The following is a 25,975-nucleotide window of genomic DNA, read 5'->3' on the forward strand; positions in this document are numbered from 1 at the left end:
CGGGCGGGAGGCGCGCGTGGGGGCGGCCTGGCCTCTTCAGGGCGACCCGGACACCAGGGACATCCGCCCCCAACGTTCCGCCGCCCGCGTCGAGCTACGGACGGTCACCCTCGCTCGGCCGGCCAACCATCCCATCGCCCCCTTTGCTCTGCTTCACCACAGGCAACAGGCACGGCCGGTAACTGTTGCGTCCGTTGAAGCAGAGCAAAGCGGGGGTGGTGGGTGGTCGTCGGTCGGCGCGGTCGAGTCGGAGATGCCTGGTCAGGGGTCTGCGACGGGTCGGGAAGGCGAACAATCTGGCGCCTTCACCAGGAAACCGGTCACTGAGCGTCGGCGGTGGGTTCGGCCGTAGGCCGTCACGCTCCGTTCGTGGTGCGCGGCGGCTCGGGCATTGCGGCCGGGTCGGGACGGACCTGGACGGACGCCCGATCCGCCGCCTCGGCGGCCGGTTGACGCGGCACGGCCGGTTGCGCCGGCTCGGTGGGCCAGCGGATCTCCGGGGCGCGGTGGAACCTGATCCCGGCCCGGTGCCAGCGCGGGCCGTGGCCGGCCAGCCGGTCCCGGAACCCCGCCCAGTCGTGGGTGGCCCGAGGTGACCAGGCCAGCTCGGCGAGGGCGGGCAGCCGGGGCAGCAGCATGAACTCGATCTCCGCCAGCGAGGTGACCGACTCGGTCCAGAGCGGCGCCTCGACGCCGATCACGGCCTCCGCCGGTACGTCGGCGAGGTGCGTCCCCGGATCCCAGTCGTACGACCGCCGTACGTCGATCAGGCCGGCCCAGTCGTGCCCGATGGGGGTGTCCGGGGCGTACTTCATGTCGAAGTAGGCGTGGTTGCCGGGGGAGAGGATCAGCCGGGCGCCCCGGCGGACCGCCTCGGCCACCACCGGGTCGTCGCCGTCGGTGCCCCACCACTGGAGCACCCGCCCGTCGAGGTGCGCGGCCGGGGCGAGCTGGTGCCAGCCGACGACGGTCTTCCCGGTGGCGGCCACGATCCGCTGCGCCCGCTCGACGAAGCCGGTGTACGCCTCGCCCTTCACCTTGAACGCCTCGTCGCCGCCGATGTGCAGCCACGGCCCGGGGGTCAGCGCGGCCACCTCGCCGACCACGTCCGCCACGAAGTCGTACGTCCGCTCGTCGGCCGGGTCCACGTAGCTGAAGCCGACCTCGGTGCCGGTGTACGGCGGCGGCGCGACCTTGTCCGGCGCCAGCTCCGGGTACGCGAGCAGCGCCGCGTTGGTGTGACCGGGCAGGTCGATCTCCGGCACCACGGTGACGTGCCGGCGGGCGGCGTACCGGACGATGCGGCGGTAGTCGGCGGCGGTGTACCAGCCGCCCGGGCCGCCACCCACCTCGGTGGCGCCGCCGACGGTGGCGAGCCGGGGCCAGGAGTCGACGGCGATCCGCCAGCCCTGGTCGTCGGTGAGGTGCAGGTGCAGGTGGTTGAGCTTGTACCGGGCCAGGTGGTCGATCACCCGCAGCACGTCGGCGACGCCGAAGAAGTGCCGCGCCACGTCGAGCATCGCGCCCCGGTAGGGGAACCGCGGCCGGTCGACGACCAGCCCACCGGGCACCACCCAGCGTTCGGCCACCGGGGTCGGGCTCTCGACCGCGCTCGGCAGCAGTTGGCGCAGCGTCTGTACGCCGTACCAGAGGCCGGCCGCGGTGTCGGCGACGATCCGGACCTCGGCGGGGGCGACGTGGAGCCGGTAGCCCTCGTCGCCCAGCCGCTCAGCCGGGTCGAAGTCACCCGCCGCCGCAGCCCGGGCCGGAGTCGCGGAGCTGGACAGGGTGAGCACCAGGTGCCCGTCGGTCCCGTCGTCGGCCAGCCCGGTGACCGGCACCGGGTAGCCGGTCGCGGGCCGGAGCAGCTCGGCGAGCTGCTCGGCGACCTCCCGGGCGGTCGGGTCGTGGCTGACCCGGACCGCCGCGTCCCCGGGGAGCACGAAGTCGGCGGTCGGGTCCGGCGCCACCCGCTCGGGGACCGGGATCACGTCGCCCAGCCGGACCGGGGCCGGCGGGGCGAGCAGGTCACTGGCGGTCCGCGCCGCGGCCCGGGCGAGGTCGGCCGCCGCCGGCTCCTGCGCCGGCATGGTGGCCGGGTCGAGCAGCACGCGGCCCCGCTCGTCCGGGCCGGTGGCGGGGGTGGCGGAAGGCGTGGACGGCACGACGACGGCTCCGGGGGTGTATTCGCGCGGGATATGGCAAAAGTCAGCTTCAGCAGAACCAGTGCCGTCAAGAGTACGAGGGGAGCTGGAATTGCGTGATCCTGCTCGTGGAAGCGTTCCCAGAAACCTGCACGAACGCGGATAGTCGTGATAGCTGTGCCTATTGTCACCGAACGGTCCCAGGCCACTCGATGTTCGCTTAACCTTCGCCCACCGATCGCTGATGACGCCGGGATTACCGGCGGTCGGCCCCGGGGTATGAGGCAACTGAACCTTCGTTAAGTGTCAATTCCGGCGCGCGTGGGAGGCTCTGGTGGCAGCGCAAGAGACCGTCGATCACAAGTACGTCTACGACTTCTCCGAGGGCAACAAGGACCTCAAGGACCTGCTCGGCGGCAAGGGGGCGAACCTCGCCGAGATGACGAATCTCGGACTGCCGGTACCGCCCGGCTTCACCATCACCACCGAGGCCTGCAAGGCGTACCTGACGACCGGCCGCGAGCCGGACGGGCTCGCCGGCCAGATCGAGGCGCACCGGGAGTCGCTGGAGCGCGAGATGGGCCGCAAGCTCGGCGACCCGCAGGACCCACTGCTCGTCTCCGTCCGCTCCGGCGCCAAGTTCTCCATGCCCGGCATGATGGAGACCGTCCTCAACGTCGGCCTCAACGACCGCAGCGTGGTCGGGCTCAGTGCACAGGCCGGGGGGAACGACCGGTTCGCGTGGGACTCGTACCGCCGGCTCATCCAGATGTTCGGCAAGACCGTCTGCGAGGTGCCGGGCGAGGAGTTCGAGCACGCGCTCGAAGACGCCAAGCGCGCCAAGGGCACGACCAACGACCTGGACCTCGACGCGGACGACCTGCGCGGGCTGGTCGACTCGTACAAGCAGATCTTCGCCAAGCACACCGGCCGGGAGTTCCCGCAGGAGCCGCGGGAGCAGCTCGACCTGGCCATCCGCGCCGTCTTCGAGTCGTGGAACGCCGAGCGCGCGGTGGTCTACCGCCGGCAGGAGCGCATCCCGGCCGACCTGGGCACCGCGGTCAACGTGGTGGCCATGGTCTTCGGCAACCTGGGCGCCGACTCGGGCACCGGCGTCGCGTTCACCCGCGACCCGGGCAGCGGCGCGCAGGGCATCTACGGCGACTACCTGGCCAACGCCCAGGGCGAGGACGTCGTCGCCGGCATCCGCAACACCGTGCCGCTGGAGGAGCTGGAGCAGCTCGACAAGAAGTCGTACGACGAGCTGCTCAGGTACATGGCCCGGCTCGAGGCGCACTACAAGGATCTCTGCGACATCGAGTTCACCATCGAGCGCGGCAAGTTGTGGATGCTCCAGACCCGGGTCGGCAAGCGCACCGCCGCCGCCGCGTTCGTCATCGCCGGGCAACTCGTCGACGAGGGCCTGATCGACCTGGACGAGGCGCTGCACCGGGTCAACGGCGCGCAGCTCGCCCAGCTGATGTTCCCCCGGTTCAAGCTCGACCACGAGTTCGAGCCGGTGGCCAAGGGCATCGGCGCCTCCCCGGGCGCCGCGTCCGGCAAGGTGGTCTTCACCTCCGCCCGGGCGGTCGAGCTGGCCGCCGAGGGGGAGGCGGTGATCCTGGTCCGCCGGGAGACCAACCCCGACGACCTCAACGGCATGATCGCCGCCAAGGGCATCCTCACCTCGCGTGGCGGCAAGACCAGCCACGCCGCCGTGGTGGCCCGCGGCATGGGCAAGACCTGCGTCTCCGGCGCCGACGAGCTGGACGTCAACGTCCCGGCCAAGAAGTTCACCGTGGCCGGGCAGACCGTCAGCGAGGGCGACATCGTCTCCATCGACGGCACCACCGGCAAGGTCTACCTCGGCGAGGTGCCGGTCATGCCGTCCGAGGTGGTGCAGTACTTCGAGGGAAGCCTCGACCCGGAGCACATCGACAACGCGCTGGTCCGGGCCGTACACCGGATCATGACCCACGCCGACGCCCGGCGGCGGCTGGCGGTCCGGACGAACGCCGACACCGGCGCGGACGCCGCGCGGGCGCGGCGGTTCGGCGCCGAGGGCATCGGCCTGTGCCGCACCGAGCACATGTTCCTCGGCGACCGCCGGGAGCTGGTCGAGCGGCTGATCCTGGCCCGCACCGACGACGAGCGGGAGTCCGCGCTGGCCGCCCTGCTGCCGTTGCAGCGGGAGGACTTCGTGGAGATCTTCCGCGAGATGGACGGCCTGCCGGTCACGGTCCGGCTGATCGACCCGCCGCTGCACGAGTTCCTGCCCCCGCTGGAGCAGCTCGCCGTCAACGTGGCGGTCGCCCAGGAGCGTGGCGAGGACGTGGCCAAGGAGGAGGCGCTGCTCGCCGCCGTGCGCCGGATGCACGAGGAGAACCCCATGCTCGGCCTGCGCGGCGTACGGCTGGGCCTGGTCATCCCCGGTCTCTTCGCCATGCAGGTCCGGGCGATCGCGGAGGCCGCGGTCGCGGTCACCCGCGACGGCGCGGTGGCCAAGCCGGAGATCATGGTCCCGCTGGTCGGCGCCGTCCAGGAGCTGGAGACGGTCCGCGCCGAGGCCGAGAAGATCATCGCCGAGGTGGTCGCGGACAGCGGTGTCGAGGTGCTGATCGGCACCATGATCGAGGTGCCCCGGGCGGCGCTGACCGCCGGGCAGATCGCCGAGGCGGCGCAGTTCTTCTCCTTCGGCACCAACGACCTGACCCAGATGGCCTGGGGCTTCTCCCGCGACGACGTCGAGGGGGCGTTCTTCTGGCGCTACCTGGAGCTGGGCATCTTCGGCATCTCGCCGTTCGAGTCCATCGACCGGGAGGGCGTGGGCCGGCTGGTCCGGATCGCCGCCGAGGAGGGCCGGGCGGCCCGGCCCGAGCTGAAGCTCGGCGTCTGCGGCGAGCACGGCGGTGACCCGGACTCGGTGCACTTCTTCCACGAGGTCGGGCTCGACTACGTCTCCTGCTCCCCGTTCCGGGTTCCGGTGGCCCGCCTGGAGGCCGGCCGCGCCGCCGTGGAGACCGACGGCTCCGACTCCCGCTGACCCGCGTCGGCCACGGGGTCGTCGGCGGCCGCGCCGGCGGCCCCGTGGCCGTTTTCGACCCCACCGGCGCGCCGCCCGGCGCGCCGATCGACCCGGTCGGGCGTAACCTGAGCGCACTGTTCGATCAACCGGGAAGGGTGGCCGCATGACCAGCGTCTGGGAGAGCCTGACCGTTGACGCCCGTGACCCGTCCCGGCTCGCGCACTGGTGGGCGGAGGCGCTCGGCTACCAGGTGATCAGCGACCGGCCGGACGAGGTGGAGATCCGCCCGGCGGCGGACCAGACCCCCGGCATCGTCTTCGTCCCGGTCAGCGACGACAAGATCACCAAGAACCGGCTGCACATCGACCTGCGCCCGGCCGACCAGGAGGCCGAGGTCGAGCGGCTGGTCGACATGGGCGCCCGGCACGTCGACGTCGGCCAGGGCGACGTGCAGTGGACCGTGCTGGCCGACCCGGAGGGCAACGAGTTCTGCGTGCTGCGGCAGCGGGGATAGCGGTTGAGCGGCCGGGTGGACGACGCGGCGCGCCTGATCGACGAGGCGCCCAAGGACACCGGGTACGGGCGGTCGCCGTACGAGCGGGACCGGGCGCGGGTGCTGCACTCGGCGGCGTTCCGCCGGCTGGCGGCGAAGACCCAGGTGCACACGGCGGGCACCGGCACCGACGACTTCCTGCGTACCCGGCTGACCCACTCGCTGGAGGTGGCGCAGATCGCCCGCGAGATGGGGGCGCGGCTGGGCTGCGACCCGGACGTGGTGGACACCGCGGGGCTGGCGCACGACCTCGGCCACCCGCCGTTCGGGCACAACGGCGAGGACGCGCTGGATGTGCTCGCCGCCGACTGCGGCGGCTTCGAGGGCAACGCGCAGACGCTGCGGGTGCTCACCCGGCTGGAGGCGAAGGTGCTCGCCCCGGACGGCCGCTCCGTCGGGCTCAACCTCACCCGGGCGTCGCTCGACGCGGTCAGCAAGTACCCGTGGCCGCGCCGCCCGGGCAAGCGCAAGTTCGGCGTGTACGCCGACGACCGCCCGGTCTTCGACTGGCTGCGCGCCGGCGCCCCGCCCGGCGGCCGGCGCTGCCTGGAGGCGCAGGTGATGGACTGGGCCGACGACGTCGCGTACTCGGTGCACGACGTGGAGGACGGCATCCACGGCGGGTACGTCAGCCTGCGCCCGCTGCTGGAGGACGCCGACGAACGGCGGGCGCTCTGCGCCGACGTGGCGGCCGCGTACTCGGGGGAGTCCCCGGACGACCTGGGTGAGGTGCTGGTCGAGCTGGTGGCCGAGCCGGCGCTCGCCCCGCTCGCCGCGTACGACGGCAGCCACCGGGCCCAGGCGGCGCTGAAGGCGACCACCAGCGTGCTCACCGGCCGGTTCGTCTCGACCGTGGTGGCCGCCACCCAGCAGCGCTTCGGCCCCGGCCCGCACCGCCGGTACGCCGCCGACCTGGTGGTGCCCCGCCGCATCCGGGCGCAGTGCGCGCTGCTCAAGGGCATCGCGCTGCGGTACGTGATGCGCCGCCCGGCCGCCGGTCCCCGGTACGCCAGCCAGCGGGAGATCCTCGCCGAGCTGGTCGCCGCCCTGGTCGACCGCGCTCCGGACGCGCTGGACCCGGTCTTCGCGCCGCTGTTCCGGGACGCCCCGGACGACGCCGCCCGGCTGCGGGTGGTGGTCGACCAGGTGGCCTCGCTCACCGACCCGGCCGCGCTGGCCTGGCACGGCCGCCTGGTGGGCGCCCGGCCCGGGCTCGGCTGAGCGGGTGCCGGGACCGACCGGTGGGTGGCCTGCGCGACTTAGGCTAGCCTAAGCAGCATGAGTGAGCGCCCGAAGATGGTCACCGCCGCGAAGGTCCTGCGGACCGAGCGGCCCACCCCGCACCTGATCCGGCTGGTGCTGGGCGGTGCGGAGCTGGCCGGCCTGCCGGTGGGCGCCTACACCGACCACTACATCAAGTTCATCTTCCCCCCGGCCGGGGTGAGCTACCCGCACCCGGTGGACCTGGCCGCCCTGAAGCGGGACCTGCCCCGCGAGCAGTGGCCGCGGCTGCGGGCGTACACGGTCCGGGCCTGGGACGCGGCCGCCGGCGAGCTGACCGTCGACGTGGTGCACCACGGCGACGAGGGGCTGGCCGGGCCGTGGGCCGCCGCCCTGCGCCCCGGCGACGAGGTGCTCTTCACCGGCCCCGGCGGCGCGTACGCCCCGAACCCGGCCGCCGACTGGCACCTGCTGGCCGGCGACGAGAGCGCCCTGCCGGCGATCGCCGCCGCGCTGGAGCGGCTCCCGATCGGCGCGCCCGCCAAGGTCTTCGTCGAGGTCGACGGCCCGGCCGACGAGCTGCCGCTGGCCAGTCCCGGCGCGGTGGAGCTGACCTGGCTGCACCGGGCCGGGCGCCCGGTCGGCGCGGCGCTGGTCGAGGCGGTCCGCGCGCTGGACTTCCCGGCCGGCGCGGTGCACGCCTTCGTCCACGGCGAGGCCACGTTCGTCAAGGAGCTGCGCCGGCTGCTGCGGATCGAGCGCGGCGTGCCCCGGGAGGCGCTCTCCATCTCCGGCTACTGGCGGCTCGGCATGGACGACGAGGGCTGGCGCTCGACGAAGGCCGGCTGGAACGCCCAGGTCGAGGCGGAAGAGGTGGCGGCCGTCGCTTGAGCGGCGGCGCCGGTCACCCGCCCCCGCACGGTGATCCGCCGGTCATCCGCCCCTGGACGGTGATTTCGCCGGTCACCCGCCCCGCACGGCGATCCGGTAGAGCTGGGGCAGCAGCCACGGGGCGATCCACTCCTGTACCCCCTCCGGGGTGAAATGCAGGCCGTCGCTGCGGACCCGCACCCCGCCGGCCTCCCAGGTGAACCGCCCGTCCGGGCAGACCCGCCGGTTCAGGTCGAGCACCGTCGCGCCGTGCCGCTCGGCGGCCGCCCGCAGCAGCCGGTTCCAGGCGTCCACCCGGTCGGCGTCGTCCTCCGGCCACAGCCCGCCGTCCGGTCGCTCCGCCCGGTGGGTGTACGGCGCGGTCAGCAGCGTGACGTGGGCGCCCCGTTCGGCTGCGACGCCGATGGCCCGGTCCAGCTCCCCGGTCAGGTACCGGTCGAACGCCGGGTCGCCGACGTGCTGCCAACGCCCGTCCAGCTTGCGGTCCATCAGCTCCCAGCGGTCCAGCAGGATCACCGCCACGTCCGGGTCGTCGGCGCGTACGCCCCGCCGCCAGCGGTCGTCCCAGTCCTCGCAGCCCGGGTAGTTGGGATGCGGTTCCCCGAGGTAGTGCAGCTCCGGCAGGCGGGCGATGCCGCAGCCCTGCACGGCGCGCACGCTCACGGTCAGCTTCTCCTGCGGCGGCAGGTAGGTGCCGAGCGACCAGGCGACCGAGTCGCCCAGGAAGTCGACCCGCGGCGCCCCGGGCTTGCGCCCGGGCCGATGGGCCGGTGGGGCCGAGGCGGTTGACTCCGGCGCGCCGCCGGCCGCCGCGGCCGGGGCGTCCAGCGCGATCGGCGGGCGGGACCGCGGGGCCGGCGGCACCGTGCCGAACACGGCGACCGCGGCCACCCCGGCGACCGCCGCGCCCGCCACCGCCGGCGCCGGCGGGGGCAGCCGCCGGGCCCGCCGGATCGGCCGCTCCACCAGCAGGTACGACCCGGTCGCGGCGGCCAGCGTGACCGCGCACCGGACGGCCAGCAGCGCGACCCCGGTCAGCCCGGTGCGCTCCGCGGTGAGCCACTGGAACAGCGGCCAGTGCCAGAGGTACACGCCGTAGGAGATCCGGCCGAGCCGGACCAGCGGGGCCAGCGCGAGCAGCCGGGCGGTCGGCGCGGTCGGGCTCACCGTGGCGTGTGCGATGACGGCCGCCACGGCCAGGGCCACCAGGGTGAGGCCGCCCCGGTAGACCCAGCCGTCCCCGCCGTCGGCGGTGGCCCAGAGCCAGCCGGTCCCCACGGCCCCGGCCAGGGCGAGCCCGCCGAGCACCGGGTGCCGTACCCGCGCCGGCGTTCCGGCCGGTGTCGTCCTCCTGCTCAGCAACACGGCCAGGCCGGCGCCGACCAGCAGGGCCACCGCCCGGGTGTCGGTGCCGTAGTAGACCCGGTCCACCGCGCCGGGCGCGAAGAGTGCCGCCGCGGCGAGCGCCGACCCGGCCGTGCCGAGCAGGGTCACCGTGCGGAGCCCGCCGACTTCCGGCGGGGACGGCGGCGCGCCTGCCCCACGTCGTCGGGCTCGGCGCGCCGTCCACGCCAGCAGCGCCACCAGCAGCAGCGGCCAGACCAGGTAGAACTGCTCCTCGATGCCGAGCGACCAGGTGTGCTGCAACGGCGACGGGCTGCCGGTGGCGGCGAAGTAGTCCCCGGAGCGGTGCGCCATCCGCCAGTTCGCCAGGTAGCCGAGCGCGGCCAGCGCGTCCCAGCGCAGCGCGGGCAGCTCGGTGCCGGGCAGCAGCTGGCGGGAGACCAGCAGCACGACGAGGAGCACCAGCAGCAGCGCCGGGAGGAGCCGGCGGATCCGCCGGCCCCAGAAGGCCGTCAGGTCGATCCGCCCGGTGTCCCGGTGCTCGGCGAGCAGCAGCGAGGTGATCAGGAACCCGGAGAGGACGAAGAACGCGTCCACGCCGAGGAATCCGCCGGGGAGCGCCGCCACCCCGCCGTGGAAGGCGAGCACCGCTGCCACCGCCAGCGCCCGGACGCCGTCCAGCGCCGGCTGGTACGCGATCCGGGGTCCGCCTGCACCCGACATGCGCCGGTTGTCCCCGTCGCCGCCGGGTCTACACCCGGCCGCGCCGGTGTCACCCAGTGGTGGAAGCGAGACGGCGGTCGGCCAGGACGGTGCCGACCCGGTCGGCGGAGCGGGCGATGCGGCGGCGGATGACCCGCAGGTGCGCCGCGACCGAGCCGGGGACCACCAGGGCCGCCACGGTGATCGCCAGCCAGGGCGGGCCGGCGGCCAGCACGGCCAGGGCGGCGGCCAGGCCCAGCAGCACGCTGTTGAGCAGGGCGATCATGCCGGCCTGGCTGACCAGGTCGCGGAACCAGTGCCGCCGGAACGGCTCCGGCGCGAAGGGGCCATGGTCGTCCAGCGTCGGCATCATCACGTACGCCGTCAGGTCGGGCGCCCGCCGGGCCAGGTAGGTGCGCAGCACGGTGGCCGCCACGGCGTAGCGGCGGCCCCGGTCGTTCAGCTCGACCTGGCGGGCGAAGACCGAGATCCCGAGGAGCAGGACCAGCACCCCGAGGCCGGCCAGGACGGCGGGCCGCACCCAGCCGTCCGGGCTGCCGGTGGTGATCAGCCCCGCGGAGACGGCGGTGGCGGCGGAGGCCACCGCGAGGAAGAAGGTGAACCGGGCCGCCGACTGGTCGTGCACCGCGCGGCTCAGCTCGCGCAGGTGCTCGTACTCGGCGAGGGCGATGGTCAGCGGTACGTCCGTGTCCTGGGCCATCCGGCGTTCCTCCTCGCGGTCGCGGCCCCCACCGTAGCCAAGATCCGCGAGGGCCGGCGGCCTGGCGGTCCGATTCCCGAGGGAGTCGGTCTACCTCACAATGTAGTAGGGGTGCTACATTTCGCGGTACTGATCCGACACACCTCGGGGAGCGGTCATGACGGCGGTCGAACTACCGGGAGTGGACACGACTCCCCACCCACCCGACGACCACCTCGTCCTCGACGTCCGTGACCTCCGTATGCGCTACGGCAGCGTCGACGTGCTGCACGGGGTCACGTTCACCGCCCGGCGCGGCGAGGTGCTCGCCCTGCTCGGGCCGAACGGGGCCGGCAAGACCACCACCATCGAGATCCTCGAAGGCTTCCGGATGCGCTCCGCCGGCGAGGTGAGCGTCCTCGGCAGCGACCCGGGCCGGGGCGACGAGCGGTGGCGGGCCCGGATGGGCGTGGTCCTCCAGTCTTGGCGGGACCACGGCAAGTGGCGGGTCCGGGACCTGCTGGCCCACCTCGGCGACTTCTACGCACCGTACTCGACCGCCCGGATCCGCCGGCCCTGCCCGGTCGACGAGCTGCTGGACACGGTCGGCCTCGGCGCGCACGCCGGGAAGCGGGTGCACCAGCTCTCCGGCGGCCAGCGCCGCCGGCTCGACGTGGCGGTCGGCATCGTGGGCCGCCCGGAGTTGCTCTTCCTGGACGAGCCGACGGTGGGCTTCGACCCGGCCGCCCGGCGCGAGTTCCACGAGCTGGTGCACCGTCTCGCCGACCTGGACGAGACCACCATCCTGCTCACCACGCACGACCTGGACGAGGCGGAGAAGCTGGCCGACCGGATCCTCATCCTGGCCGGCGGCCGGATCGTCGCCAACGGTTCGCCGGACGAGCTGTCCCGTCGGGTCGCGGGGGACGCGGAGATCCGCTGGACCCGGGACGGGAAGCGTTTCGTGCACTCCGCCGCCGACGCCACCGGCTTCGTCCGCGATTTGCTCCGCCAGTACAGCGACGCCGTGCAGGAGCTGGAGATCCGCCGGGCGAGCCTGGAGGACGCGTACATGGCACTGGTCTACGAAGAGGAATCCGGGGTGCGGGCCGGCGCGGCGACCCGGATGTGGCGGCAGGGGAGCAGCGACCGATGAACCCGACCGTGGCGGCCGTCCGGGCCGGCGTCCAGCGCGGCGTGATCGAGCTGCGTAACACCTTCACCAACGCTCAGGACCTGTGGAACTACTTCTTCCCGACCGCGGCCCTGCTGACCGCCATGTTCTTCATGCGCGGTTCCACGGTGCCCGGCACCTCCTTCTCCCTCGGGGCCCGAACGCTGCCCAGCGCCCTCGGCATGGGGCTGGCCTTCGGCGGCATGCTGGTCCTCGCCTCGCAGCTGGTCATCGAGCGGGAGGACGGCACCCTGCTGCGCGCCAAGGCCACCCCGAACGGGATGCTCGGCTACCTGGTCGGCAAGATCATCCTGATGTCGACGGTGGCGCTGATGAGCATGTTCATCCAGCTCGTCCCGGCGCTGTTCTTCCTGGACGGGCTCCGGGTGACCAACGCGTCCGCCTGGTTCACCCTGCTCTGGGTGGCGGTGCTCGGCCTGGTCGCCACCCTGCCGATGGGCGCGGTCCTCGGCGCGCTGATCGAGAACCCGCGCAACCTCGGGCTGGTCATGCTGCCGAACATGGGGCTGATCGCCCTCTCCGGCATCTTCTACCCGATCAACGGCTACCCGGGGTGGCTGCAGGGCGTCGCCCAGGTCTTCCCGATCTACTGGCTAGGGTTGGGGATGCGCTCGGCGCTGCTGCCCGACGGCATGGCCGCGGTCGAGCTCGACGGCTCCTGGCGGCACCTGGAGACGCTCGGGGTGCTCGGCGCGTGGGCGGTGCTCGGGCTCGTGCTGGCGCCGGTCGTGCTGCGCCGGATGGCCCGCCGGGAATCCGGCTCGCGGGTGGCCGCTCGCCGGGAGCGGGCCATGCAGCGGGTCGGATGAGAGGGCGTCGATGAGCGAGACCGTGCACAACCGGATCGCGGTGCTGCGCGCCGAGCGGGGCGTCTCCCGCCGGCAGCTCGCCGACGCGCTGGGCGTGCATTACCAGACGGTCGGCTACCTGGAGCGGGGTGAGTTCCGGCCCAGCCTGCACCTGGCGCTGCGGATCGCCGCGTTCTTCGAGGTGCCGGTCGAGGTGGTCTTCTCCATCGAGCCGTTCCCCCGGATCGGCGACGTGACCAGCGGCGCGGGCCGCTCCGCCTGACCGCGCGGCCGGCCGGTCCGGCGGGCCGCGGCGTCCTTCGCCACACGGGCGTCCCCCGACCACCGGATCGTCGGTCCGGCAGGGCAGGATGTACGCCGAGGAGGTGGCGGAGATGGCGGGGCGGATCCGGGACGAGGACATCGCGCTGGTCCGCGAGCGCAGCTCCATCGCCGAGGTCATCTCCGACACGGTCACCCTCAAGTCGGCCGGCGGCGGCAACCTCAAGGGGCTCTGCCCGTTCCACGACGAGAAGAGCCCGTCGTTCAACGTCTCGCCCGCCCGCAACGTCTGGTACTGCTTCGGCTGCGGGGCCGGTGGGGACGCGATCAAGTTCCTGATGGACGCGGAGCACCTCAGCTTCGTCGAGTCGGTCGAGCGGCTCGCCGCCCGCGCCGGCCTCCAGCTGCGGTACGTGGAGGACGACCGGTCCACCCCGCGCAGCCGCCCCCAGCAGGGCCAGCGGCAGCGGCTGGTCGCCGCGCACGCGGCCGCGGTGGAGTTCTACCGCGCCCAGCTCACCACGGCCGGCGCCCGCCCGGCCCGGGAGTTCCTGGCGGAGCGCGGCTTCGACCGGGCCGCCGCCGACCGGTACGGCTGCGGCTTCGCCCCGGACGGCTGGGACCTGCTCACCAAGCACCTGCGCCAGCAGGGCTTCACCCACGACGAGCTGGTCACCGCCGGGCTGTCCCGCCCGGCCCGGTCGGGCTCCCTGATCGACCGGTTCCGCCGCCGGTTGCTCTGGCCGATCCGGGACCTCGCCGGCGACGTCATCGGGTTCGGCGCCCGCAAGCTCTTCGCCGATGACGACGGCCCGAAATACCTGAACACCCCCGAGACGCCGCTCTACAAGAAGTCGCACGTCCTCTACGGCATCGACCAGGCCAAGCGCGAGATCGCCAAACAGGGCAAGGTGGTCGTCGTCGAGGGCTACACCGACGTAATGGCCTGCCACCTGGCCGGCGTCACCACGGCCGTGGCGACCTGCGGCACCGCGTTCGGCGCCGACCACATCGGGGTGCTGCGCCGCCTGCTGCTGGACACCGACGCCGTGGCCGGCGAGATCATCTTCACCTTCGACGGGGACGCCGCCGGCCAGAAGGCCGCGCTGCGCGCGTTCGAGGACGACCAGCGCTTCGTCGGGCGCACCTTCATCGCGGTGAGCCCCGACAACATGGACCCGTGCGAGCTGCGCCTGGCCAAGGGCGACCTGGCGGTCCGCGACCTGGTCGCCCGCCGCGAGCCGCTGGTCGACTTCGCGCTGCGCCACGTGATCAACCGGTACGACCTGGACACCGTCGACGGCCGGGTGGAGGCGATGCGCCGAGCCGCCCCGCTGGTCGCCAAGCTCAAGGACCGGGAGAAGCGCCCGGAGTACGTCCGCAAGCTCGCCGGTGACCTCGGCATGGAGATCGAGCCGGTGCAGCGGGCGGTGCTGACCGCCGCCAACGGCCAGCCGAGCGGCGAGCGGCCCGGCCCGGCCCGGTCCGCCCCGGCCGCCCCCGCCGTGGACAGCCCGCAGTCGATGGTCGAGCGGGAGGCGCTCAAGCTCGCCCTCCAGGAGCCGGTGCTGGCCGGCCCGATGTTCGACGCGGTCGAGTCCGCCGCGTACCGCCACCCCGTCCACGTGGCGGTGCGGGCGGCGGTCGCGGCGGCCGGCGGCGCGGCGGCGGCCACCGGCGGCGCGGTCTGGATCGAGCAGGTCCGCGACGCCTGCGAGGACCTGGCCGCCAGGGCGCTCGTCGGCGAGCTGGCCGTCGAGCCGCTGCGCATCGACGGTGAGCCGGACCCGCGCTACGTCTCGGTGACCATGGCCCGGCTCCAGTGGGGCTCGGTGACCGCCCGGATCAAGGACCTCAAGTCCAAGATCCAGCGGATCAACCCGGTGAGCAACAAGGACGAGTACTTCGCGCTCTTCGGGGAACTGCTCTCGCTGGAGCAGCACGCGCGGGCGCTTCGCGAGCAGGCCGCCGGAGGACTGTGATGGGACTGTTCAACCGGAAACCCAAGCTGCCCCCCGCCGACCGGCCGCCGCTGGCGACCGACGAGCGGGTGCTCGCCTGGGCCGCCGCCGGCAACGGCGAGGGCGACGGCGTGCTGGTCGCCAGCAACCTCGGGCTCTGGCTGCCCGGCCGGGGCCACCGGCTGGGCTGGCACGAGATCCTCAAGGCGATCTGGTCCGGCCGCGAGCTGACCGTGACCCCGGCCGAGCAGGTTACCGAGCGGGACGGCTACCAGGTCGTCGCGGACTGCCCGGCCGAGACGTACCTCCTGCTCGACCCCGGTGACCTGCCGCACCAGGTGCGCGCCCGGGTCACCCGCTCGGTGGCGTACACGGCGCACCACGAGCTGCCCGGCGGCGCCGGCCGGATCGCCGCCCGCCGGGTGGCCGGCGTGGACGGGCTGACCTGGACGGTCCGCTACGACCCGGGCACGCCGGCCGACGACGAGACGGTGGCCGCCGAGACCGACCGGCTGGTCGCCGCCGCCCGCGCCGCGACCGCCCCCGTTGACGTCTGAGGCGTACCCCACTGTGGAGCCGAGCCGCCAGTGAACCGGGTGCCGGGGGCGGGCCTGACGCGACCGGGGCGAGCGCCCGGCCGCGATGCCGGGCCCGGACGGGACGTCCGGACCCGGTCCGGGTGGATCAGTTCGCGCCGAGGTCCTGCAACGCCTTGGCCGCGCCCCGGTGCAGTGGCACGGGGTCGGTCTTGCGGGCGTTCTCCAGACTGATGCCATTGGCGGCCGGATTGGCCTGGGCGAGGGCGTCCTTCTTCTCGAAGACCGTCTTCGTGATCGCGCAGGCGACGTTCGCGTCGAGGTCCTTTCGGACCAACAGCACATTCGGCACCACGATGGTGGGGGTGTCGGCCGCGGTCCGGTAGACGTCCGCGCGAATCGTCCCGGCCTGGTACGCCGGGTTGAGCTCGGTCATCTTCGGCAGCAGCGGAGTGATGTCGATGAACTTCACCTTGTCGCCGGCGGTGGTGAACAGGTCGGTCACCCCGCCGGTGGGCACCCCGCCGGACCAGAAGAAGCCATCGATGCTGCCGTCCTTCATGCCCTCGACGGTCTTGGTCAGGTCGAGCCGCTGCGTCTGGATGTCCTTGGCCGGGTCCAACCCGGCGGCCTCCAGCAGCCGATTCGCGATGACCTCCGTGCCGGACTTGGGGGAGCCGGTGGAGATCTTCCTGCCCTTCATGTCCGCGACCGAGGTGATCCCGGAGTCGGCCCGGACGGCGACCTGGGTGTAGTTGTCGTAGATCCGGCCGAGCGCCTCGACCGGCTGAGGGGCGGTGAAGCTGCCCTTGCCCTGCACCGCGTTGACCGCCGTGTCGAAGAGCGAGAAGGCGACGTCGTACTGGCCGCTGACCAGCTGCTCGACGTTCTGCACCGAGGCGCCGGTCTCCGCGGCGGTGCCGGTCAGCTTGCCGCCGGTGGCCGCGGAGAGCTGGCCGGCCAACGCGTTGCCGACCACGTAGTAGACGCCGGTGGCGTTGCCGGTGGCGATGCCGACCCGGGTGTTCTCGGTGACCTTGCAGGTGACCTCGCTGGAGGCGTCGTCCTTGGCCGCGCCGTCCTGACGGCCCCCGCATCCGGCGGCACCCGCCGCGACAAGGGCCAGCGCGCCCACCCCCGCGGCGATCCGCACGTCGATCCGTCTCACTGTCTTTCCTGCTTCCTAGTTGTTGCTCATTGCTGAGCGGTTCGGATGGTTCGCTCTCCGCTCGGCGGTGGCCGGGCTGGAGTCCTGGACCGGCAGTCTGGTCCGGTGGCGATCGGTCCTGTCCTGCAGGATCTGCCTCACTGCGTGGTGCGGGGTGTGCAGGGCGATGTCGGGGTCGCCTGCTCGCTGCAGGATGTTGATCGCGGCGTTCACGTCGGCCTGCCACACCACCCCGCACGAGGTGCAGTGAAGCCGGTCCCCGCTGCGTCGGCCGAGCCGGCCGCAGCGGTGACAGGCTTGTGAGGTGTAGGCGGCGTTGACGTGCACGAGCACAGAACCTCTGCGCTCCGACACGTTTGTTAGGGCCTCGGCGGTGACCCCTTTGGTCCACGCGGCGAGGCGCCGGTTGACGTTGCGGCCGAGCGTGGTGCGTCCGGCGAAGCTCTTGGTGAGGTCTTCGGCGACCACGGTGGCGGCCTTGTCGACGGCGCGGTGCACGGCGGTGAAGATCTCCGTGCGCACCCGTGCGCGGTGGCGCGCGGCCTGTCGCTCCCGCTTGACGGTCCCGAGGTTGTTGGCCCTGATCCGGTGCGCTTTCGCATGGTCGCCACGACGGGCGGCGGTGTTCGCGATCGAGCGCAGCTTCGCCCGACGCCGGTTGCGTTCCTTCAACTGGTCCGACTCGCTGCTCAGCAGCTGGCCGAGGCGGGTGCCGTGGCGGCCGCCGTCGGAGTCGGTCACGGCTTCGGTGTAGCCCTTGTCGACGCCGACCGTCCGGTCACCGCACGGCCGCTGCGACGACCGCATCTGCGATGCGTCGATCTGGTAGTGCACCTCGACCCGCCCGCCGCGCAGCATCAGCCGCAGCGTGCCCGTCGGGGCGACGGTCGACGACAGCGGGATCCTGACCATCTGGCGGCGTTCGAGACCGGGAACCGCCAACCACAACCGGCCCCGCCGGTCCACGACGGTGTTGTACTTGTCGGCGCGCACCACGATCTGATCGTGCGTGCGGTTGCGGCCACGCTTCCAGTGCGTGCGCATCTGTCGAGCCAGAAAGGGGTCGACAGCCCATCGGTCGGCCTTCAGCGCGGTGAACATCCGCTTGCGCTCAACCGGATCGGTGGTGCGTCGGGTGATCGCCCGCCGGACCTCGACCTTGGCCGAGGCGAGGTTCGCCGCGATGTCGGCCATGGCGTCGCGGACCGTTTCCTTCCACGCGTTCGCCAGCACACCGAACCGCGTGTGCGTGCCGTCGGCCAGCCACCGGTCCCGCACCTGTCGATCCGTCAACCCGGACCCAACACCGGCGACCGACCCGTAACGCTGCCACACCTCGCTACGCACCCGACCCAACCGGCGCGCCTGCTCCGCCAGGGCGGCGTACTTACCTGCATTCAGGCCCGTCGAGTAAGCGATGCGCGTGACCTTCACCGGTGACCAGCCCCGGTCAGGTCCGCCCCGGCGGATCCACGTCGGACGAGCACACCCGCCACGGCCAGTGCGGCCAGGACCGCGCCGGCCGTGATGGGGACAGGTTCGAGCCAGAGCAGCAGCAGCCCGGCGACGGCGCCGAGGATCCGCTCCGGCGGGCCGGCCGGGCCGACGCCGGGCAGCCAGCCGCCCGCCGCGACGGCCAGCACGGCGACGCTGAGCGCAACCACCGCTCCGGCCACGGCGATCCGCCCCGGGCCGCCGATGCCGAGCAGCCCGAGGCCGGCTGGGGTGATCACGAAGGCGATCGGGATGAGGTAGGCCGGCAGGGCGTACCGCAGGGTCTGCCACATGGTCGGCACCAGCCGGCCGCCGGTGACCGCGGCGGCGGCGACCGCCGCGAGCGCGGTCGGCGGGGAGGCCTCGGACAGGACCGCGAAGTAGAAGACGAACATCGCTGCGGCGGGCGCGGCGACGCCCAGGTTGAGCAGGGCCGGGCCGATGATCACCCAGCCGATCACGAACGACGCGGTGACCGGCACGGCCAGGCCGAGCAGGCTGAGCGCGATCGCGGCGAGCAGCGCGGTGAGCGCCAGCACCACCGCCGGGTCCGAGCTGACCGCCTGCGCCCCGCCGACCAGCAGCGCGGCCGCCTGCGGGCCGAGGCCGGTCTTGGTGGTGGTCGCCGTGATGATGCCCGCGGCGGCGCAGACCGCGGTCACTGCGAGCACCCCGCGCACGCCGCCGCTGAGCGCGGCCACCAGGCGGGCGGGGGTGAGCCGGTGCCGCCGGTCCAGGAAGGACAGCGCGGCGGCCAGGACGGTGGCGGCCACTACGGCCCGCGTCGCGGACATGCCGAGCGCGAGCAACACGATGATCACGAGCAGCGAGAGGAAGTGGTAGCCGAAGCGGGCCAGCAGCCGCCAGGCAGAGCCGGTGTCGATCACCACCGGGCGCACGCCGGAGCGCCGGGCGTCGATCTCGACCGAGAGCAGAATGCCGAGGTAGTAGAGGACCGTCGGGACGGTCGCCCAGCCGAGCACCTGGAGGTACGACACGCCCAGGTATTCGGCGATGATGAAGGCCGCCGCGCCGAGGGTGGGCGGGGAGAGGATCGCCCCCACGCCCGCGGCGGCCAGCATGCCGCCGGCACGCTCGGCCGGGTAGCCGGCCCGGCGCAGGATCGGCCAGGTCACCGCGCCGATGCTCACCGTCGTCGCGGCACCCGATCCGGAGACGGTGCCGAGCAGGAAACCGGAGGCGACGGCGGTGCGCCCGGCGGCCGTCCGGGAGCGCCGGAAGGCGGCGGCGGAGAGCTCCACGAAGAATCGGCCCGCCCCGGAGAGGTCCAGCACCGCGCCGTAGATGGTGAAGAGCACGATGTACGAGGCCGCGACGTCCAGCGGCGTCCCGTAGAAGCCGCTGTCGGAGTTGTAGAAGGCGTCGACGAGCTGGCCGAAGTCGAGGCCGGCGTGGGCCACCGGCCAGGACTGCGGCAGCAGCCCGCCGTAGTAGCCGTAGGCCAGAAAGAGCAGGCAGACCGCGGGGAGGATCCACCCGGTGGTGCGCCGGCACGCCTCCAGCAGCAGGAGCAGCAGCACGGTGCCCATCGCGACGTCCAGCGGGACGAGCAGGCCCTGCCGGTCGAGGAACGCGTCGTACCCGCCACCGCCGGCGCCGAGCGTGACCGGTAGCACCGGGTAGAGGCAGCTCACCAGCGCCGCGACGGCGAGCGCCCGGTCGGTCGGGGTGGGCCCCTGCGCCGCCCGGCCCGCCGCCGTCCCGGCCCCGGTAGCCGCCCCGTCGGCCGGTACGGCGTGCCCGTCGGCCGGTGCGCCCGGGGCGTCGGCCGTCGGGCGGTGCCGGCGGGGCAGTCGCAGGTCCGCCGGGTACGCGAGGAAGACCATCGGCAGAATGCCGGTCAGGAAGATGATCAGGTAATACTTGCTGCCCTGCGGGAGCGGGAAGAAGACCTGCCAGAGCGCGAGCAGTGCGATCGCCAGCGTCGCCCCGGTGAACAGCAGCCCGATCGGTCCGGAAAGGACGCGCCCCGGTTTCTCGTCCTCGAAGCGGGCGGCGAGTTCGCGGGTGTCGGGGTGGGCGCTGGTCGGCCCGTCGTCGGCCCAGGCCGGGTCGCCGACCGCTCCGTCGTCCGGCGGTAGGGCGACCGGGGCGGCGTTGGGCGCAGGCGTCGCCTCGCGGGAGCCGGCAGGCCGGGGCCGCGGGGGAGAGCCGTCGGAGGAACGAACGGGCGACACGAGGGGAACATACGCGAATTCCGTACACCACGCATTGCCCCTCGTGATTGCGGCAAGTCATGGAAATCGGCTGGCAGTCACTCAGCGCACCCGTTTGTCGGGCGGACTTCCCCGCCGCAGTCCGCGCAAAAATCCGCAGCGAGCTTCCCGCGTCGCGTGAGTCCGAACAGGATCTGCCCACTATGAGGCGGAGTCGCCCCGGCGGGCGGCTCCCGGCGAGACCGTCAGGTCGCTCACGTGGCGTAGCGGACAGCACTCCGCGTGGTGTCGTGGGTGCCGCGCGTCCGCGGCGACTAATCCGGTCGAAGCTGTCGGACCCGGCGGCTAGGGTCGGCCGGTGACCACTGCTCAACCACTCATCCAGGCTCGGGGGCTGGTGAAGCGGTTCGGCGACTTCACCGCCGTCGACGGCATCGACGTCGAGGTGCGACCCGGCGAGGCGTTCGGCTTCCTCGGGCCCAACGGCGCCGGCAAGTCCTCCACCATGCGCATGGTCGGCTGCATCTCCCCGCCGAGCGGCGGCGAGCTGCGCATCCTCGGCATGGACCCGGTCCGGGACGGCCCGGCGATCCGGGCCCGGCTGGGCGTCTGCCCCCAGCTGGACAACCTCGACCCGGAGCTGACCGTCCGGGAGAACCTGACCACCTACGCCCGCTACTTCGGCATTCCCCGCCGGGTGGCCCGCGAGCGCGCCGCCGAGCTGCTCGACTTCGTCCAGCTCACCGAGCGGGCCGACAGCAAGGTCGAGCCACTCTCCGGCGGCATGAAGCGCCGGTTGACCATCGCCCGCGCGCTGGTCAACAACCCGGAGATCGTCCTGCTCGACGAGCCCACCACGGGGCTCGACCCGCAGGCCCGGCACCTGGTCTGGGAGCGGCTGTTCCGGCTCAAGCAGCAGGGCGTCACCCTGGTGCTCACCACCCACTACATGGACGAGGCCGAGCAGCTCTGCGACCGCCTCGTGGTGATGGACGGCGGTCGGATCGTGGCCGAGGGCTCGCCCCGCGCCCTGATCGAGCAACACTCCACGCGGGAGGTGGTGGAGCTGCGCTTCGCCGCCGACTCGCAGGAGGCGTTCGCCGGCAAGCTCGACGGGCTGGGGGAGCGGGTCGAGGTGCTGCCCGACCGGATCCTGCTCTACGTCGCCGACGGCGACGCGGCGGTCGCCGAGGTCACCGCGCTCGGCCTCGTCCCGGCCAGCGTCCTGGTCCGGCGCAGCAGCCTGGAGGACGTGTTCCTGCACCTCACCGGCCGGACGTTGGTGGACTGACGGCCTATGGACCGTCGTAGGGTGGCCGGCGGTCTGTCGTACCCGGGAGGTAGGAAGGCCGTGGTGGGCGGAGAGCGGGGGTGGTGGACGTGAGCGTGGCGGGGCGGGTCCGGCCGGCGTTGCCGCGGGTGCCGGCGCTGGCGGTGCTCGCGCACTACCTGGTGGGCTATCGGCGGACCTGGCGGGCGGGGGTCTTCTCGTCCTTCCTGCTGCCGGTGCTCACCGTGGTCGGCTTCGGCTTCGGCGTCGGGGCGTACGTCGACCAGGGCGTCGGCGGCCTGCGTTACCTCGACTGGCTGGTGCCGGGCCTGATCGCCTCCACCGCGATGCAGGTCGCGATCGGCGAGTCGACCTGGCCGGTGCTGAGCAACTTCCGCTGGATCAAGACCTACTTCGCCCAGTCCGCGGCGCCGCTGCGGGTGGGAGACATCCTCGCCGGCCACCTCGCCTTCGTGCTGTTCCGGGCGTTCACCAGCACGGCCGCGTTCCTGCTGGTGACCGCGCTGTTCGGGGCGGTGCGCTCGCCGTGGGCGGTGGCCGTGCTGCCGGTGGTGCTGCTGCTCAGCCTGGCGGTCGCCGCGCCGACCTTCGCGTTCAGCGCCTGGGCGCCGAGCGACAGCTATCTTGCACTGCTGTTCCGTTTCGCGGTGATCCCGATGACGCTCTTCGCCGGGGTGTTCTTCCCGGTCGAGTCGCTGCCGTCGGGGCTGCGCCAGCTGGCGTACGCGACGCCGCTCTGGCACGGGGTGGACCTCTGTCGGGCGGCCACGCTCGGGGTGGCGCCGCAGTGGTCCGTCCCCGGTCATCTGCTCTACCTCGCCGCCTGGGCGATCGCCGGTTGGCTGCTGGCCCGGCGCGCGTTCCGCCGCGAGCTCGTCGTCTAGGGGAGGGGTGTCGTGGTCGGTCTCGTCCTGCCCCGGCTGGTCAGCTTCGAGGGGGCGCCCCGCCGGTCGGCCTCGGTCGCCGAGCGCAACCTCGCGGCGCTGAAGAGCGCCTACTGGCTGGTGCTCATCTCCGGCTTCCTGGAGCCGGTGCTCTACCTCTTCTCCATCGGCATCGGGGTGGGGGCGCTGGTTGGCGACCTCACCCTCCCGGGCGGCCGGGTCGTCTCGTACGCCGGGTTCGTCGCGCCGGCGATGCTGGCCTCGTCGGCGATGACCGGCGCGCTGGCGGAGACCACCTTCAACTTCTTCGGGAAGATGAAGTACATGAAGCTGTACGACGGGATCATCGCGACCCCGGTGCAGCCGTTCGAGATCGCCCTCGGCGAGTTGGGCTGGGCGATGATCCGGGGCTCGCTCTACTCGGCGGCCTTCCTGGTCGTCATGGTGGGGATGGACCTGACCAGCGTGGGCCGGGCGGCGACCGCGTTCCCGGCCGCGGTGCTGGTCGGCTTCGCGTTCGGCGCGCTCGGCATGGCCGTCGCCACGTTCATGCGCAGCTGGCAGGATTTCGACCTGATGGGCTCCGCCCAGTTCACCCTCTTCCTCTTCTCCGGCACCTTCGTTCCGGCCGAGGCGTATCCGGCCGTGTTGCGCTGGGTGGTCGAGCTGACCCCGCTCTACCGGTCGGTGCACCTGATCCGGGGCATCTCCGTCGGGGCGACCGGCTGGTCGTGGCTGCTCGACGTGGCGTATCTGCTGGTCCTGACCGGGGTGGGGCTGTTGGTGGCATCCCGACGGATGGGGAGGTTGCTCTACAAGTAGCTGGTTAATCACCGGCTCTCGCGGGGCATGTGCAGGGCGACGCCGACGACGAGGGAGTGGCGATGGCCTCCGACGAGACTTCCGCCCGCAGCGGGCGCGACCGTGCCGACCGCGGAGAACCCGCCGCGGCCCGCGGCGGTGACCGGGCGGGCCGGGAGGCCGGCCGTGGGCGCAACCGCGGGCCGGTCGGCCCGGACGAAGCGCCGGGCAGCCCGACCGAGCTACCGGGCGCGGGGTGGAAGGCCGCGCTGACGCGCACGGTCAAGGAGTTCCAGGACGACAGCCTGACCGACTGGGCCGCCGCGCTCACCTACTACGGGGTGCTCTCGATCTTCCCGGGCGTGCTGGTGCTCATCTCGGTGCTCGGCCTGCTCGGCACCCGCGCCACCGAGGGGGTCAAGGACACCGTCAACCAGGCCGTGCCTCAGGAGAACATCCGCGAGATCATCGAGACCGCGATCGAGCAGGCGGGCGCCTCCGGCGGCCTGGCCAGCATCGCCGCGATCATCGGTCTGCTCGCCGCCTTCTGGTCGGCCTCCGGCTACATCGCCGCCTTCATGCGCGCCTCCAACACCATCTACGACGTGCCGGAGGGGCGGCCGATCTGGAAGACCCTGCCGATCCGGCTCGGGGTGACCGCCCTGGTCGGCGTGCTGCTGCTGGCCGCCGCGGTGATCGTGGTCTTCACCGGCGGCCTCGCCGAGCAGGTCGGCAGCGCGATCGGGCTGGGCTCGACGGCCGTGACGGTGTGGAACATCGCCAAGTGGCCGGTGCTGCTGATCCTGGTGAGCCTGATGTTCGCGATCCTCTACTGGGCCTCGCCGAACGCGCGGCACGGTGGTTTCCGCTGGGTCAGCCCCGGCGGCGTGCTGGCGGTGGTGATCTGGCTGGTGATCTCCGGCCTCTTCGCCCTCTACGTCAGCAACTTCGGCTCGTACAACAAGACCTACGGGACGCTGGCCGGCGTGATCATCTTCCTGGTCTGGCTCTGGTTGAGCAACATCGCGATCCTGCTCGGCGCGGAGTTCGACGCGGAGCTGGAGCGCGGGCGCGCCATCGAGGCCGGGCACCCGGCCGAGGAGGAGCCCTACGTCGAGCTGCGCGACGACCGCAAGCTGAAGAAGAAGCGCAACGCCCGTCGCTGATCCGGCCCCGTCGACCGCCCCGCCCCGCCGCGTCCGTCGCGGCGGGGCGGTCGCACGTCCAGCGTCCCGTGCCCGCCCCGTTTCGCCGCGCCGGGTCCGGGAGACCGGCTGCGGGTCGGCGAGGTGGCGGCGTCGGAGGTCGGCGGATCGCGCCATCTCGCCGATCTGGCGTCGATCGTCGTGCCGGCCGCCCCGGGCGGCGGTGGGGTGAGCTGGGCCGGAACGGCCCGCTTTTCGTGATCCACTACGCGCTTTTGCTCAGATGGACAAAAGTTTGGCTTGGATCGCGCTGAAGCTATGGACATGCGGCCCGGAAGGCTCCTACTGTGTCGGACACGACACGTCGCCGTTGCGTCGATGTGAACGACTCCGATGCGGAGGTGAGTCCCGGTGCGGACGGTGGACCCCCTGCACGTACGGCTGCTGCGGTTGCTCCGGGACGAGGGAGCGGTGTCCCGGGCGGAGCTCGGCGACCGGTTGCAGATGCCGCGCCCCCGCCTCCTCGCCGAGCTGGAACGGCTGGTCGGCCTCGGCTACGTCGCCGAGGCGGGCCTGGCCGCGTCCCGCGGTGGCCGGCGCTCCACCCTGGTCGAGCTGAGCCCGCACCTGCGCTTCGCCGCGGTCGACCTGGGCGCCAGCTCGATCGACGTCGAGGTGGTCAACGGCCGCCTCGAACCGGTGGCTGCCTACACCGAGCCGGCCGACATCCGCTCCGGCCCGAAGGTGACCCTCCAGCGGGTCAACGAGCTGCTGCACAAGGCCAAGGTGGACGGCGCGTACGAGCGGCTCGACTCGGTCGGCATCGGCGTGCCGGGGCCGGTGAGCTTCCGCGACGGCGTGCCGGTCTCGCCGCCGATCATGCCGGGCTGGGACCGCTTCCCGGTCCGCGAGCTGCTCACCCGGGAGCACGGCTGCCCGGCGGTGGTCGACAACGACGTCAACATCATGGCGATCGGCGAGCGGCACGGCGGGGTCGCCCACTCGGTGGACGACTTCCTGTTCATCAAGATCGGCACCGGGATCGGTTGCGGCATCTACCTCAGCGGCGAGGTGTACCGGGGCACCGACGGATGCGCCGGGGACATCGGCCACATCCAGGTCGACGCGAACGGTCCGATGTGCTCCTGCGGCAACCTGGGCTGCCTGGAGGCCCTGTTCAGCGGCGCCGCGCTGGCCAAGGAGGCGACCGCGGCGGCCCGCGCCGGCATCTCCCCGGCGCTCGCCGAGCGGCTCGACGCCCGGGGCGCGTTGACCGCGCTGGACGTCGCGCAGGGGGCGGCCGAGGGGGACGTCACCTGCATCCAGCTCATCCGCGACGGCGGCCGGCGGGTCGGCAGCGTGCTGGCCGGGCTGGTGAGCTTCACCAACCCGTCGATGATCGTGATCGGCGGCGGGCTCGCCCAGCTCGGGCACATCCTGCTCGCCGAGATCCGCAGCGTGGTCTACCGCCGGTCGCTGCCGCTGGCCACCGGCAACCTGCCCGTCGTCCTGTCCGAGCTCGGCCCGCGCGCCGGGGTCGCGGGGGCGGCCGTGCTCGCCAGCGACCTGGCCTTCGGGGAGGCGTCATGACCGCGAGGAGCGAGCCGGGCCGGCGAGCCCCGCAGTCGCGAGCCGGGGAGGCGTCATGACCGCGCGCGACGACGATCCGGTCG

General features: G+C 73.1%; 20 protein-coding genes. 14 read left to right on the forward strand and 6 right to left on the reverse strand.

The window, feature by feature from the left end; genetic code table 11:
* Nucleotides 1–356 precede the first annotated feature (356 nt).
* Nucleotides 357–2,165, reverse strand: coding sequence for a beta-N-acetylhexosaminidase (locus DKT69_RS29170; RefSeq protein WP_375373532.1), 1,809 nt, complete (start codon nucleotides 2,163–2,165; stop codon nucleotides 357–359).
* Nucleotides 2,166–2,478: 313 nt separating this feature from the next.
* Here DKT69_RS29170 and ppdK point away from each other — a divergent pair, with 313 nt between their 5' ends.
* The 4 genes from ppdK (at nucleotide 2,479) to DKT69_RS29190 (ending at nucleotide 7,834) form a co-directional block, all read left to right on the forward strand.
* Nucleotides 2,479–5,187 (forward strand): pyruvate, phosphate dikinase, encoded by a 2,709-nt coding sequence (ppdK, locus tag DKT69_RS29175; protein WP_109804675.1) that lies wholly within the window; start codon nucleotides 2,479–2,481, stop codon nucleotides 5,185–5,187.
* Between the two features lie 145 nt (nucleotides 5,188–5,332).
* Complete coding sequence (locus tag DKT69_RS29180; protein WP_109804676.1) at nucleotides 5,333–5,683, forward strand: VOC family protein; 351 nt, start codon at nucleotides 5,333–5,335, stop codon at nucleotides 5,681–5,683.
* A 15-nt stretch (nucleotides 5,684–5,698) separates the two neighbouring features.
* Complete coding sequence (locus DKT69_RS29185; protein ID WP_109804724.1) at nucleotides 5,699–6,943, forward strand: deoxyguanosinetriphosphate triphosphohydrolase; 1,245 nt, start codon at nucleotides 5,699–5,701, stop codon at nucleotides 6,941–6,943.
* Nucleotides 6,944–7,000: 57 nt separating this feature from the next.
* Nucleotides 7,001–7,834 carry a siderophore-interacting protein gene (locus DKT69_RS29190; protein WP_109804677.1) on the forward strand — a complete coding sequence of 278 codons (834 nt, stop codon included), beginning with the start codon at nucleotides 7,001–7,003 and terminating at the stop codon, nucleotides 7,832–7,834.
* Nucleotides 7,835–7,906: 72 nt separating this feature from the next.
* Here the strand turns inward: DKT69_RS29190 and DKT69_RS29195 are convergent, their stop codons facing one another.
* Together DKT69_RS29195 and DKT69_RS29200 are read right to left on the reverse strand one after the other, a co-directional pair.
* Nucleotides 7,907–9,901: an acyltransferase family protein gene (locus tag DKT69_RS29195; RefSeq protein WP_109804678.1), complete on the reverse strand. Its 1,995-nt coding sequence runs from the start codon at nucleotides 9,899–9,901 to the stop codon at nucleotides 7,907–7,909.
* A 49-nt stretch (nucleotides 9,902–9,950) separates the two neighbouring features.
* Nucleotides 9,951–10,601: a hypothetical protein gene (locus DKT69_RS29200; protein WP_109804679.1), complete on the reverse strand. Its 651-nt coding sequence runs from the start codon at nucleotides 10,599–10,601 to the stop codon at nucleotides 9,951–9,953.
* A gap of 157 nt (nucleotides 10,602–10,758) precedes the next feature.
* On the opposite strand from DKT69_RS29200, the gene DKT69_RS29205 reads away from it, so the two are divergent.
* From DKT69_RS29205 to DKT69_RS29225, 5 genes are all read left to right on the forward strand, one after another.
* Nucleotides 10,759–11,736, forward strand: coding sequence for an ABC transporter ATP-binding protein (locus DKT69_RS29205; RefSeq protein WP_109804680.1), 978 nt, complete (start codon nucleotides 10,759–10,761; stop codon nucleotides 11,734–11,736).
* On the forward strand, nucleotides 11,733–12,584 hold the full coding sequence (locus DKT69_RS29210; RefSeq protein WP_109804681.1) for an ABC transporter permease: 852 nt from the start codon (nucleotides 11,733–11,735) through the stop codon (nucleotides 12,582–12,584). The genes DKT69_RS29205 and DKT69_RS29210 overlap by 4 nt, the downstream gene beginning before the upstream one ends.
* A gap of 10 nt (nucleotides 12,585–12,594) precedes the next feature.
* On the forward strand, nucleotides 12,595–12,846 hold the full coding sequence (locus DKT69_RS29215; protein WP_109804682.1) for a helix-turn-helix transcriptional regulator: 252 nt from the start codon (nucleotides 12,595–12,597) through the stop codon (nucleotides 12,844–12,846).
* A gap of 88 nt (nucleotides 12,847–12,934) precedes the next feature.
* A complete protein-coding gene (gene dnaG / locus DKT69_RS29220; RefSeq protein ID WP_109804683.1) occupies nucleotides 12,935–14,827 on the forward strand; it encodes a DNA primase in 1,893 nt (630 codons plus the stop codon).
* Nucleotides 14,827–15,363 (forward strand): hypothetical protein, encoded by a 537-nt coding sequence (locus DKT69_RS29225; protein ID WP_109804684.1) that lies wholly within the window; start codon nucleotides 14,827–14,829, stop codon nucleotides 15,361–15,363. Before dnaG ends, DKT69_RS29225 begins: the two co-directional genes overlap by 1 nt.
* 127 nt (nucleotides 15,364–15,490) lie before the next feature.
* Here the strand turns inward: DKT69_RS29225 and DKT69_RS29230 are convergent, their stop codons facing one another.
* The 3 genes from DKT69_RS29230 to DKT69_RS29240 all read right to left on the reverse strand — a co-directional run bounded on the left by DKT69_RS29230 (nucleotide 15,491) and on the right by DKT69_RS29240 (nucleotide 20,202).
* Entirely contained in the window at nucleotides 15,491–16,510 is a 1,020-nt protein-coding gene (locus tag DKT69_RS29230; RefSeq protein WP_109804685.1) for a TAXI family TRAP transporter solute-binding subunit, read from the reverse strand.
* A 15-nt stretch (nucleotides 16,511–16,525) separates the two neighbouring features.
* Nucleotides 16,526–17,788: an RNA-guided endonuclease TnpB family protein gene (locus DKT69_RS29235; RefSeq protein ID WP_201749918.1), complete on the reverse strand. Its 1,263-nt coding sequence runs from the start codon at nucleotides 17,786–17,788 to the stop codon at nucleotides 16,526–16,528.
* 152 nt (nucleotides 17,789–17,940) lie between these two features.
* On the reverse strand, nucleotides 17,941–20,202 hold the full coding sequence (locus tag DKT69_RS29240; RefSeq protein ID WP_109804687.1) for a TRAP transporter permease: 2,262 nt from the start codon (nucleotides 20,200–20,202) through the stop codon (nucleotides 17,941–17,943).
* Nucleotides 20,203–20,539: 337 nt separating this feature from the next.
* Between DKT69_RS29240 and DKT69_RS29245 the strand changes: the two genes are divergently transcribed.
* The 5 genes from DKT69_RS29245 (at nucleotide 20,540) to DKT69_RS29265 (ending at nucleotide 25,892) form a co-directional block, all read left to right on the forward strand.
* The gene (locus DKT69_RS29245) at nucleotides 20,540–21,472 is read left to right on the forward strand and encodes an ABC transporter ATP-binding protein (protein ID WP_109804688.1); all 933 of its coding nucleotides are present in this window, start codon (nucleotides 20,540–20,542) and stop codon (nucleotides 21,470–21,472) included.
* 83 nt (nucleotides 21,473–21,555) lie between these two features.
* The gene (locus tag DKT69_RS29250) at nucleotides 21,556–22,356 is read left to right on the forward strand and encodes an ABC transporter permease (protein ID WP_438361887.1); all 801 of its coding nucleotides are present in this window, start codon (nucleotides 21,556–21,558) and stop codon (nucleotides 22,354–22,356) included.
* A 12-nt stretch (nucleotides 22,357–22,368) separates the two neighbouring features.
* Entirely contained in the window at nucleotides 22,369–23,178 is an 810-nt protein-coding gene (locus tag DKT69_RS29255; RefSeq protein WP_109804690.1) for an ABC transporter permease, read from the forward strand.
* A 62-nt stretch (nucleotides 23,179–23,240) separates the two neighbouring features.
* Nucleotides 23,241–24,323 carry a YihY/virulence factor BrkB family protein gene (locus tag DKT69_RS29260; RefSeq protein ID WP_109804725.1) on the forward strand — a complete coding sequence of 361 codons (1,083 nt, stop codon included), beginning with the start codon at nucleotides 23,241–23,243 and terminating at the stop codon, nucleotides 24,321–24,323.
* 390 nt (nucleotides 24,324–24,713) lie between these two features.
* On the forward strand, nucleotides 24,714–25,892 hold the full coding sequence (locus DKT69_RS29265; protein WP_109804691.1) for an ROK family protein: 1,179 nt from the start codon (nucleotides 24,714–24,716) through the stop codon (nucleotides 25,890–25,892).
* Nucleotides 25,893–25,975 lie beyond the last annotated feature (83 nt).

Source organism: Micromonospora sicca, assembly GCF_003172935.1.
Taxonomy (GTDB): domain Bacteria; phylum Actinomycetota; class Actinomycetes; order Mycobacteriales; family Micromonosporaceae; genus Micromonospora; species Micromonospora sicca.

Bases quoted from the DNA above. Each gene is read 5' to 3' on its own strand.
- DKT69_RS29180 (WP_109804676.1), top strand. From the start codon at position 5,333: ATGACCAGCGTCTGGGAGAGCCTGACCGTTGACGCCCGTGACCCGTCC.
- DKT69_RS29190 (WP_109804677.1), top strand. From the start codon at position 7,001: ATGAGTGAGCGCCCGAAGATGGTCACCGCCGCGAAGGTCCTGCGGACC.
- DKT69_RS29195 (WP_109804678.1), bottom strand. From the start codon at position 9,901: ATGTCGGGTGCAGGCGGACCCCGGATCGCGTACCAGCCGGCGCTGGAC.
- DKT69_RS29200 (WP_109804679.1), bottom strand. From the start codon at position 10,601: ATGGCCCAGGACACGGACGTACCGCTGACCATCGCCCTCGCCGAGTAC.
- DKT69_RS29205 (WP_109804680.1), top strand. From the start codon at position 10,759: ATGACGGCGGTCGAACTACCGGGAGTGGACACGACTCCCCACCCACCC.
- DKT69_RS29210 (WP_109804681.1), top strand. From the start codon at position 11,733: ATGAACCCGACCGTGGCGGCCGTCCGGGCCGGCGTCCAGCGCGGCGTG.
- DKT69_RS29215 (WP_109804682.1), top strand. From the start codon at position 12,595: ATGAGCGAGACCGTGCACAACCGGATCGCGGTGCTGCGCGCCGAGCGG.
- dnaG (WP_109804683.1), top strand. From the start codon at position 12,935: ATGTACGCCGAGGAGGTGGCGGAGATGGCGGGGCGGATCCGGGACGAG.
- DKT69_RS29225 (WP_109804684.1), top strand. From the start codon at position 14,827: ATGGGACTGTTCAACCGGAAACCCAAGCTGCCCCCCGCCGACCGGCCG.
- DKT69_RS29260 (WP_109804725.1), top strand. From the start codon at position 23,241: ATGGCCTCCGACGAGACTTCCGCCCGCAGCGGGCGCGACCGTGCCGAC.